Raw genomic sequence first — 6,256 nt, 5'->3', positions numbered from 1 at the left:
GGGCGGGCCTTCGAGCCCCGGCAGCAGGCCGCGCACCGCCTCGCGCTGGGCCGGGCCCATGGCCTCGGCGAGGGCGCACGTGACGGTGTCGGCGAGGGCGGTGGACGCCTCGGCCAGCAGCCGTCGCCCCTTGTCGGTGAGCACGACCTCGACGCCGCGCCGGTCGCCGCAGACCGACCGCCGGCCGACCAGGCCGGCGTGCTGGAGGCAGGCGATCTGGTAGGTGAGCCGGGTCTTGGGCCGGCCGAGGGACTCGGCGATCCGGGTCATCCGCAGGGCGCCCGCCGGCTGGTCGGCGAGCAGGCAGAGCACCAGGAACTCGTCGTGCGAGACGTTGAGGCGGGCCTTCACCACGGAGCGCAGCCGTTGCTCGACGGCGCCGGTCGCGGCGAGCAGCAGCATCCAGGCCCGGAGCTCCGTGCGCAACGCGCCGCACGCGTCGCCGTGTTCGGTGCCTTCCGGCTGGTCGGCGGCGTGCTCGTCGGGTGAGGCCATGGCCTCCAGTCTATGCGTGCGCCACGATTCTCCCCGGCGTCAGTTGTCCAAAAATGGAGAAGTTGCTAGCGTGGCCCTCGCGTCACTCATCCAAATTTGTACGACCACCTTCGTGCGACCACCTTTTGTGCGATCACCTCTCTGGAGCGAGCCCATGACCGTCGCCGTCCGAACCGGAACGTGGCAACTCGACCCGGCCGCCTCCCGCGTGGGCATCAGCCACCGCGGGATGTGGGGTCTGATCACCGTCAGGGGGGCCTTCGCCACCGTCGGCGGGCGCGGCGAGGTCACGGCGGACGGCGCGGCCGCCGGCGTCGTCACCCTCGACGCGGCCTCGCTCGACACCGGCCACGCCAAGCGGGACGGCCACCTGCGGGGCGCCGGATTCTTCGACGCCGAACACCACCCCGAGATCACCCTCGCCGTCGACGGCGCGGAGCGCACCGGCGACGACACGGTGCGGGCCGCCGGGCGGCTCACCGTGCGCGGCGTCTCCCGGCCGATCACCGTGTCGGCCACGCTCGCCGACGTGGCCGACGACGCGCTCACGCTGACCACCGAGTTCACCGTGGACCGCGCCGAGTTCGGGGTGGGGCGGAAACAACTCGGCATGATGCCCGGCCTCACCACGGTGACGGCCACCCTCCGCTTCACCCGCGCCGCCGGCTGACGCCCGCCCCCCGCGGGTCAGCGGATCAGCGCGCCGGCCCGCCGTGGTCGGCCGTGATCCGCTCCACGGTGCGGTTGACGTCCGAGGGGGCGACGATGCCGACCGGGTGCCCCTCGTCGTCCAGCACCAGCAGCCGGTGCTCGGGGCCCGGCGTCATCCTGGTCACCGCCTCGGACAGCGGCTCGTCCGGGCGACTCACCTGGGTCTGGTCGAGCGGCAGCATGATCTCGCCGACCGTGAGCCGCCGCTGGTCGTCCTGGCCCACCCGCTCGGCCCGGTCCATGGTCAGCAGCCCCACCGCGTGGTGGTCGTCGCGCTCCGCCTCGCCGTTCCCGCGGTCCCTGGTGACCGGGAACGCCGAGTGCCGACCGGCCCGCGCCTCCCCGGAGAGGAATTCGCCGACCGTCTCCCGGGACGGCACCGTCACCGGGTCGCGGGTCATGGTGTCCCGGACCGCGACGCCGGACAACAGCTCCCGCAGCCTGGCCTGGCGGCCCTCCTCCGTGGCCGCCAGGACCAGGAACCAGCCGATGAGCGCCAGCCACAGCGCGGAGAACGCGGCGCTCCAGATGAACGCCCAGATCCCGAAGCCGACCAGCAGCCAGCCGAAGACCTGACCGGCCCGCGCGGCGCCGGTCGTCGCCCGCAGCCGGTCCCCGGTGCGCCACCACAGGAACGAGCGGAGCAGCCGACCGCCGTCCAGCGGCGCGGCCGGGATCACGTTGAACACGGCGAGCAGCACGTTGATGGTGGCCAGCCAGGCCGCCGACTCGACCAGCAGCCCGGACGCCCCGGCCACGTGGAACAGCCACGTCAACACGACGAAGAGGCCACCGAGCAGCAGGCTGACCAGCGGCCCGACCCCGGCGATCCGCCACTCGGCGCCCGGCGTCGGCGCCTCGGACCGCATCCGCGTCGCCCCACCGAGCAGCCACAGCACGATGTCCTCCACCTCGACACCGTTCCGCCTGGCCACGACGGCGTGCGCCAGCTCGTGCGCGAGCAGCGACGCGAAGAAGACCAGCGCCGTCCCGATGCCCACCAGGGTGTACAGCACCCAGCCGCGCCCCGGGTAGTCGTGCGGCAGCCGACCGGCGGCCAGCACGGCGGCGATCAGCGCGAAGATGACCAGGACACTCCAGTTGACGCCGATCCGGACGCCGGCGATCCGCCCCAGCATGAAGGTCGCGCGCACGGGTCACCACCTCGCCTCGGCCCGCTGTCAGTGCCCACGGTGGGACTGACCGGCGCCGAGTACCCCGCGCCGGCCGAACCATTCCCGTGCCGCGCTGTGCCGCCCTGCGCCGCCCCGTGCCGCCCCGTGCTGCCGAAGTGGGGCGAAGGCCTCAGACTGGACGCATGGCTCGGCCGAACGAGGAGGTCGAGGCGCTGCTCCAGGAGTACGCCGACCTCCTCGCCATCAGCGGCGGGGACGCGTTCAAGCAGCGCGCCTACGAGCGGGCCGCGCGCGCGATCGGCGGCTACCCGCAGGACGTGTCCAAGCTGGACGCCAAGGCCCTCAAGGGGATCCCGGGCGTCGGCAAGTCCATCGCCGACAAGATCGCCGAGTACCTGAGCACCGGCCACGTCGCCGCCATCGACGAGACGCGGTCGACGGTGCCGCCCGGCGTCCGCGAGCTGATGACCATCCCGACACTCGGCCCCAAACGGGCCATGACGCTCTACCGCGAACTCGACGTGGCCTCCGTCGACGACCTCGTCACCGCCGTCCACGAGGACCGGCTCGGCCGACTCAAGGGCTTCGGCCCCAAGGCGGCCGACAACATCCTGCACGGCGTCGAGCTGATGCGGGCCGCCGGCGGCCGGATTCTCCTCGGCGAGGCGCTGCGGATCGCCGAGGAGACCGTGTCCGGCCTCGTCGCCGCGACCGGCGTCGAACGGTGCGAGTACGCGGGCTCGGTGCGGCGGATGAAGGAGACCATCGGCGACATCGACGTACTGGTCGCGGCCCGGGACGAGGACGCCGAGGCCATCATGCGGGCCTTCACCGAACTGCCGGGCACGGCCGAGATCATCGTGCACGGCCGGAAGAAGACGTCGGTACGCACCGCCAAGGGCCTCCAGATCGACCTGCGGGTGCTGCCGCCGGTGTCCTGGGGCGCGGGACTCCAGTACTTCACCGGCTCCCAGCCGCACAACATCCGCACCCGGTCGATCGCGGTGCGGAAGGGGCTCAAGCTCTCCGAGTACGGCATCTTCGACACCGAGACGGGGGAGCAACTGCACGCCGGCACCGAGGAGGAGGTCTACGGCCGCCTCGACCTGCCGTGGATCCCGCCCACCCTGCGCGAGGACCGCGGCGAGGTGGACGCGGCGCTACGGGGTGAACTCCCGGACCTCGTAACGCAGGACGACATCCGCGGCGACCTGCACACCCACACCGACCTGACGGACGGCCTCGCCACCCTGGAACAGATGGCCGAGGCCGCGGCGGCGCGCGGCTACGCGTACTACGCCGTCACGGACCACGCGCCCGAGCTGAGGATGCAGCGGATGACGAGCGAGAAGATGCTCGCCCAACGCGACCGCGTACGGGCCCTCGCCGACCGCTACGGGCGCCGGCTGCGGCTGCTCCACGGCACGGAACTCAACATCGACCCGGAGGGCGAGGTGGACTGGCCGGCCGACTTCCTGGCGGGCTTCGACGTGTGCGTCGCCTCCGTCCACTCCCACTTCGGCCTCGACCGCGCCGCCCAGACCCGGCGGCTGATCAGGGCCGCCGAGAACCCGCACGTCAACATCATCGGCCACCCGACGACGCGGAAGCTGGGCAAGCGAGCCGGCATCGACGTCGACCTGGACGCCTTCTTCGCGGCCTGCGCCCGCACGGGCACGGCCGTCGAGGTCAACGGCCACCCGGAGCGGCTCGACCTCCGCGACGAACACATCCTGCTGGCGCGCCGCCACGGCGTTCGCTTCGCGATCGACAGCGACGCGCACGCGGTCTCGGAGCTCGACAACCTGCGGTTCGGGGTGGCGACGGCGCAGCGGGGGTGGCTGACGGCGGACGAGGTCATCAACACGTGGCCGCTGACGCGACTTCGGAAGTTCCTGCGGGGGCCTGGCCGGCGCTGACCGGGGGTTCTCCCCCACCCACCGCCCTTTCCGCCGCGCTTCGCGCGGGGTGGTGCGCGCGGCAGCGGGCCGGGCCCGGGCCCGCGCGCACCTGGCGGGGCGGAGCCCGGTGGTCCGGTCTCGTATGCGGTTGTTGATCAAGCGCCTTACGGCGAGCCCCCGTTGCCCTTCTCCAAAGGGAAGTACGGGTTGCCAAGCGATGGGCAGACTCGCCAGAACCACTCCGTTGTGAGACGTTCGGCACTGACGACACTCCTTCGCGGCGTTGACCATGCCCCGGGTCGTCCAACCACGGCTGCGGGGTTCTTTCGCTGCGTGATCATCGCGTCGCGGTATGGGACGAAGGAATCTCCGACAAACCCCACTTCGGGACGTTCCGCGTCGGTAGTACGTCCCTAGTGCCGTCCTGGGGAATGGGGAGAGACTGTGGCGCCGAACGAGCGGCTACGAGCTGTCATGGCAGCCGGCGTTCCGCTCCATCTACGGGGGGATGTTCGACACGTACGCCGAGAGCTTCAACGCGGTATGGGCCACCGTGGATCCGATCGAGGAAGTCTGACCATGGCACGCACCGAGTACTACGACGACCCCAACGCCCCCGAGCCGAACAGCATGGTCGTCGCCGCCTCCGCCGTCGTCACCGACGACCAGGGCCGCATCCTCCTCCAGCGCCGACGCGACAACGACCTCTGGGCACTGCCCGGCGGAGGCATGGAGCTGACCGAGTCGCTCCCTGGTGCGGCCGTGCGTGAAGTCAAGGAAGAGACCGGCCTGGACGTCGAGATCACCGGTCTCGTCGGCACCTACACCGACCCACGCCACATCATCGCGTACACGGACGGCGAGGTCCGCCGCCAGTTCAACGTGTGCTTCACTGCCCGCATCAATGGCGGTCAACTGGCGATGTCTAACGAGTCCACAGATATCCGCTTCGTAGAGCCGCGAGGGCTATCCGACCTCCCTATGCATCACACACAGCGCTTGAGGCTGGATCACTATCTACAAGGCGGAGCGCAGCCGTATCTCGGTTAACAGATTTCCGGCTGATCGGTGAGCAGCGTTGACGCGACTCGGCCTTCCTTCTGTGTGTGCACGCCTCCGTCGAGTTGGCGCGTGATGGCGGAGGTACCATAACCATATGGCCTTGAAGAAGACGACCGTCATGGTCGACGAGGAGGACCTCGCGCTGATCAAGGAGGCGGCGGCGCGGGAGGGGCGGCCGGAGTCGGAGTACTTCCGGGAGGCGTTCCATCTCGTGGCCCTGCGCAGCCGGCGTTGGGACGAGGAGTGGGATATTCCGCGCCTGGACTTCGGCGGTCCCGTCACCAGCGAGGAGATCGATCGAGCGGTCTCGGACGGTGTGGTGGACGCCGAGTGATCGTCGTCGGTGACACCTCCGGCCTGGTGGCCGCCCTGAACACCTCGGATCCCGGGCACGAAGCCGCCCGCACCGCTATGCGTCAAGCGGCGCTCACCGTGGTGTCGCCGCTGGTGATCCTGGAGATCGAACACATCACCACCCGTGACGTCGACCGGAGGGCCGCGCACACGGTCATCGACTGGCTGCTGGCCCAGGAACGCGTCGGGCGCGTAGCCGTTCCCGAGGTGACCGCCGAGACGCTGCGGAAGGCGCGTATGGTCCAGAAGCACTACGCGGCCCTGCGGCTCGACCTGGCCGACGCGGTGAACGTCGTCCTGGCCGAGACCTTCGACACCGAGATCATCCTGACCCTCGACTGCCGGGACTTCAGAGCTGTCGCCCCGCTCACCGGCAACCACGCCTTTCGGCTTCTGCCTGACGACCTGTAGGGCGGCTTGGGGCCCGTTACCGACGTGGCGTTCGCGCGGGACCGCCGTCGACACCGACGGCTGCCGGTCACCCGAGGCTCAGGTGGTCGGCCGGGTCGGTCGGTTTCGGTGGGACGGCGAGGCGGAGACCGGTTTCGACGAGGGCCCAGCCGAGGCGGGTTCGCAGGCTGGGGACGCGCCGGGGGG

The 6,256-nt window shown here is 71.0% G+C and carries 7 protein-coding genes; 5 read left to right on the top strand and 2 right to left on the bottom strand.

Translation table 11 applies throughout. The annotated features are described in order from the left end of the window. Positions 1 to 495 (bottom strand): MarR family winged helix-turn-helix transcriptional regulator (locus tag E1283_RS29865; RefSeq protein ID WP_132821290.1); only part of this gene is annotated, 495 nt, incomplete at its 3' end. A gap of 154 nt (positions 496 to 649) precedes the next feature. Here E1283_RS29865 and E1283_RS29860 point away from each other — a divergent pair. After that, a complete protein-coding gene (locus E1283_RS29860) occupies positions 650 to 1,165 on the top strand; it encodes a YceI family protein (RefSeq protein WP_132821289.1) in 516 nt (171 codons plus the stop codon). Between the two features lie 25 nt (positions 1,166 to 1,190). Here the strand turns inward: E1283_RS29860 and E1283_RS29855 are convergent, their stop codons facing one another. Next, positions 1,191 to 2,360, bottom strand: coding sequence for a site-2 protease family protein (locus E1283_RS29855; RefSeq protein ID WP_132821288.1), 1,170 nt, complete (start codon positions 2,358 to 2,360; stop codon positions 1,191 to 1,193). A gap of 164 nt (positions 2,361 to 2,524) precedes the next feature. Between E1283_RS29855 and polX the strand changes: the two genes are divergently transcribed. From polX to E1283_RS29835, 4 genes are all read left to right on the top strand, one after another. Then, the gene (gene polX / locus E1283_RS29850; protein ID WP_132821287.1) at positions 2,525 to 4,261 is read left to right on the top strand and encodes a DNA polymerase/3'-5' exonuclease PolX; all 1,737 of its coding nucleotides are present in this window, start codon (positions 2,525 to 2,527) and stop codon (positions 4,259 to 4,261) included. A 561-nt stretch (positions 4,262 to 4,822) separates the two neighbouring features. Beyond that, the gene (locus E1283_RS29845) at positions 4,823 to 5,293 is read left to right on the top strand and encodes an NUDIX hydrolase (protein WP_132821286.1); all 471 of its coding nucleotides are present in this window, start codon (positions 4,823 to 4,825) and stop codon (positions 5,291 to 5,293) included. Positions 5,294 to 5,399: 106 nt separating this feature from the next. Continuing rightward, on the top strand, positions 5,400 to 5,639 hold the full coding sequence (locus E1283_RS29840) for a ribbon-helix-helix protein, CopG family (RefSeq protein ID WP_132821285.1): 240 nt from the start codon (positions 5,400 to 5,402) through the stop codon (positions 5,637 to 5,639). Continuing rightward, entirely contained in the window at positions 5,636 to 6,070 is a 435-nt protein-coding gene (locus E1283_RS29835; protein WP_132821284.1) for a PIN domain-containing protein, read from the top strand. Before E1283_RS29840 ends, E1283_RS29835 begins: the two co-directional genes overlap by 4 nt. Positions 6,071 to 6,256 lie beyond the last annotated feature (186 nt).

Origin of the sequence: Streptomyces hainanensis, from assembly GCF_004348415.1 — a bacterium.
Classification (GTDB): Bacteria; Actinomycetota; Actinomycetes; order Streptomycetales; family Streptomycetaceae; genus Streptomyces; species Streptomyces hainanensis.
This window is presented reverse-complemented; position numbering and strand designations above follow the sequence as displayed.